Below are 3,317 nucleotides of genomic sequence, written 5' to 3'. Positions count from 1 at the left end.
TGCACGTCCTGCACGGCTGACGTGAGGAGTGCCAGCGCGTCATGATCGTCGTCGCTCGCGTCGATGGTGGACACGTCCACGTAATCGGGGTCCGTGATGTACCGCGCGCCGTCCCTGCTCCCCTGCCAGCGCGTGCGATAGGTCGCGGATATGTGACCGTCAGAGTAGAGGTTAAAGCGATAACCCGTATTCACGCAATCGCTGAAGTCAGCCGTATCGAGTGTTGCTAGTATTTTCATATTTTTGATTTGTTTGCTTTTTGGCCGGATCATCCATCCGGTGAGGATTCGCGGGCTGTATTACCCTGTCGATGGTTGTTTATTTCTGAAAGTGAACTAACGCCCCTGCAATCTCAGCAGGTAAGCATCGGGGAACATCATGGCGAGATCGCCGAGGTAAGGAGTCCCGTTGCTCAACCAGAGGCCGGTCAGGCCTTCCTTGTCGTGGCCAAAAATTAGGCCGTTCGTCAGTCTCGTGAAGGTGATGTTTTGTTCCATGTCTACACTATGGGATTTTCTGCACAGAAATCAAGCATTTTCGCACATTTATTCAGGAGATTCGCTAATTAAAGACGATGATTAGTTTTTTGAACTTTTTGCGATTTTGCGCAAGTCATCAAATGTCAACATCATGCGCAAGAACCAACCAAATGCCAGCCCGTAGAAAACCGATACTTTGAGCATGAAGTATCAAATAAATACGTTAGGACAAAATAGGACCGGAAAATCAACGTGTAAATAACCTTGCAAAAACCGCAAGAAACAGATATGCAGAGCGCAATACATCCATCATGTCGCAAATAGCCTATCTCCATTGCCTTGCGGAAATCACACCAGACACCGTTTTTGGTGTCTCTCTCGCGGTCGGACTGAGTATCCTCATCGCGGTTATCGCCGCTACATGGAGAGCGGCAAACTATCTGCGAGATATGCGCGACGAGGTGCGGAGCATCCGCAGGGAGATGCAAGAGACCTGGACCTGCACCGACATGGAGCGCTGGAGCGCGAGACTAGAGCGGGACAACCGAGACGCAGGGCAACCGCTGAGCGTGCCTGATCCAGTGGACATTAGAGCGAGCCGTCACGCGACTCTAGGAGGATGATTCAAATGAGCAGCACGACGCAACCAGCGACAGAGCCTTTTGTGCTCCCCGACCCCCAGCCTCGACCCAATGCGCGGGGGAAGCCGCACCGCAAGTATGCTCCCGAGCTGCACGAGCCGCCGAAAAAGACGCCCAGGCGACCCAAGACCGAGCGCACAAAGCGGCTCAATCCGCGCCAGCGCAAGTTTTGCGAGCTGTATGCGGCGGGATACAGCAAGGTCGAGGCGTACCGCAAGGCCGGGTATGCAACCAAATGGGCCGACAGGTCCCAAGACTCCAAGCGAGCGGAGCAAATATTCCGCGCCCAAGGGGTCAAGCGATTTATGGCTGCCCTAGATTCACAAGTTAAAGAGGATGTGACAAAGACTCCGCTCATGCAGCAGGCCGTGCTCACGCGCGAGGGCGTGCTCGCCAAGCTAGCGCAGATCGCAAACGCAGACCTGACAAAATACCTCGACGAAAACGGCAACATATCGCCGAAGCGCGTCAAAGAGGTTGGAGGTCCTGACGTTGACTCCCTCGAAATTTCCATGAACGGGATCAAAGTCAAAGTGCGCAACCCGATCGATGCCCTCCGGGAGATCAGCAAAATCATGGGATACAACGCGCCCGACAAGCACGAGGTGTCAGCGCAGGGATTTACTTTCCGGATCGACCTAGGGGATGGCAAGTAGCGTGCCTATGTCCCCTATGTCCCCTATGTAACATGGACGGCATCACCGAGTACAGAGCCTCGCGGACGATCAGCCGCTTCCACCACAGCAATGCGATGGTTCGGGGTATCATGGGCCCAATCGGCTCTGGCAAGAGCGTGGGGTGCACGGAGGAGCTTTGGAGGCGTGCACTTGAGCAGGCTCCGGACAAGGATGGTGTGCGCCGGACGCGATGGGCCGTAATTCGCAACACATACCCCGAACTCAAGAGCACAACAATTCAGACGTGGAAAGACTGGATTCCAGAAGAGATTTGTCCGATCACCTACGGAGCCCCGATCACTGCCCGATGCACTGGACTTCCTTGCGGAGATGGGACCACGATCGACATGGAGGTCTATTTCCTTGCGCTCGACAAGCCCAAGGACGTCAAAAAGCTCCTGTCTTTGGAGCTTACTGGGGCGTGGATCAACGAGGCCCGCGAACTTGACAAGAGCATCGTGGACGCGGCCATATCCCGCACCGGACGCTTTCCGGGCAAGTCTTATGGCGTCCCCATCACATGGTCGGGCGTGATCATGGACACCAATCCAATGGACGATGACCATTGGTGGTTCAATCTTGCAGAGAACGTCAAGCCGATCAACTGGGAGTTCTTTCGCCAGCCCGGCGCACTGATCCGCGTCATCGGGGATGGTGGAGCGGTATCATTCGAGGCCAATCCAGAGGCCGAGAATGTTGAGCATCAGCAACTCGGTTATTCCTACTGGTCCCGTTTAGCAGCAGGTGCAGACCCCGAATGGGTTAACGCAATGGTTTGCGGGAACTACGGATCAGTATTCGATGGGAAACCCGTTTACAACGCGGTATACAACGATGCTATCCATGTTTCCCCGCGTCCTCTCGGACTGTATCGAGGGCTCCCGATAACGCTTGGATGGGACTTTGGGCTCACCCCGGCCTGCATCATCGGGCAGGTAGCACCGTCCGGGCAGCTCCGCGTCCTCCGCGAATATGTCTGCGAGCATGGAGGCATCAAGCAGTTCGCCACGGACGTTGTGATTCCGAGACTCACGAGTCTGTTCACGGGCCTGCAAGTGATCAGTTGGGGAGACCCTGCCGGTATCCAAGCCTCGCAGGCGGACGAGACAACGTGCATCGGACAGCTTGGTTCCCTTGGCATTCCAACGCAACCGGCAAAGACCAACGATCTACTTCCGCGACGACAAGCCGTCATGGACAGGCTTACGCGCACCATAGACGGGCAACCAGCATTCATCCTTGACCCATCGTGCAAGATACTGCGCAAGGGCTTTCTAGGGGGCTACAAGTTCGAGCGCGTGCAGATTTCAGGCGAGGAGCGATACAGGGACATGCCATGCAAAAACCGCTACTCGCATCCCCACGATGCCTTGCAATACCTTTGCCTTGGTGCGGACAAAATCGACGTAATCAGCACATGTCCTGAGCCGCCGCCGCCACCACCACAATATTTAGCTTGGGGAGGAATATAGCATATGACAGACGATAGACGCTTGCATGTGATTCCAGAATGTGACGGA

Annotated in this window: 4 protein-coding genes; 2 read left to right on the top strand and 2 right to left on the bottom strand. The window is 55.2% G+C overall.

All coding sequences use genetic code 11. The features are described 5' to 3' along the window. Both WC359_15295 and WC359_15290 read right to left on the bottom strand, forming a co-directional pair. Positions 1 to 239: hypothetical protein (locus tag WC359_15295; GenBank protein MFA5401816.1), on the bottom strand; the 239-nt coding region annotated here is incomplete at its 3' end. Positions 240 to 335: 96 nt separating this feature from the next. Beyond that, the gene (locus WC359_15290) at positions 336 to 497 is read right to left on the bottom strand and encodes a hypothetical protein (protein MFA5401815.1); all 162 of its coding nucleotides are present in this window, start codon (positions 495 to 497) and stop codon (positions 336 to 338) included. Positions 498 to 1,107: 610 nt separating this feature from the next. Between WC359_15290 and WC359_15285 the strand changes: the two genes are divergently transcribed. Together WC359_15285 and WC359_15280 are read left to right on the top strand one after the other, a co-directional pair. After that, positions 1,108 to 1,776, top strand: a complete 669-nt coding sequence (locus tag WC359_15285) for a terminase small subunit (protein MFA5401814.1) — start codon at positions 1,108 to 1,110, stop codon at positions 1,774 to 1,776. A gap of 425 nt (positions 1,777 to 2,201) precedes the next feature. Further along, entirely contained in the window at positions 2,202 to 3,269 is a 1,068-nt protein-coding gene (locus WC359_15280) for a hypothetical protein (GenBank protein ID MFA5401813.1), read from the top strand. The last annotated feature ends 48 nt before the right edge of the window (positions 3,270 to 3,317 follow it).

This window comes from Dehalococcoidia bacterium, assembly GCA_041653995.1.
Taxonomy (GTDB): Bacteria; Chloroflexota; Dehalococcoidia; order GIF9; family UBA5629; genus CAIMUM01.
The sequence above is the reverse complement of the archived record's forward strand: the minus strand, read 5'-3'. Positions and strand labels throughout refer to the sequence as shown.

Bases quoted from the DNA above. Each gene is read 5' to 3' on its own strand.
- WC359_15290 (MFA5401815.1), bottom strand. From the start codon at position 497: ATGGAACAAAACATCACCTTCACGAGACTGACGAACGGCCTAATTTTT.
- WC359_15285 (MFA5401814.1), top strand. From the start codon at position 1,108: ATGAGCAGCACGACGCAACCAGCGACAGAGCCTTTTGTGCTCCCCGAC.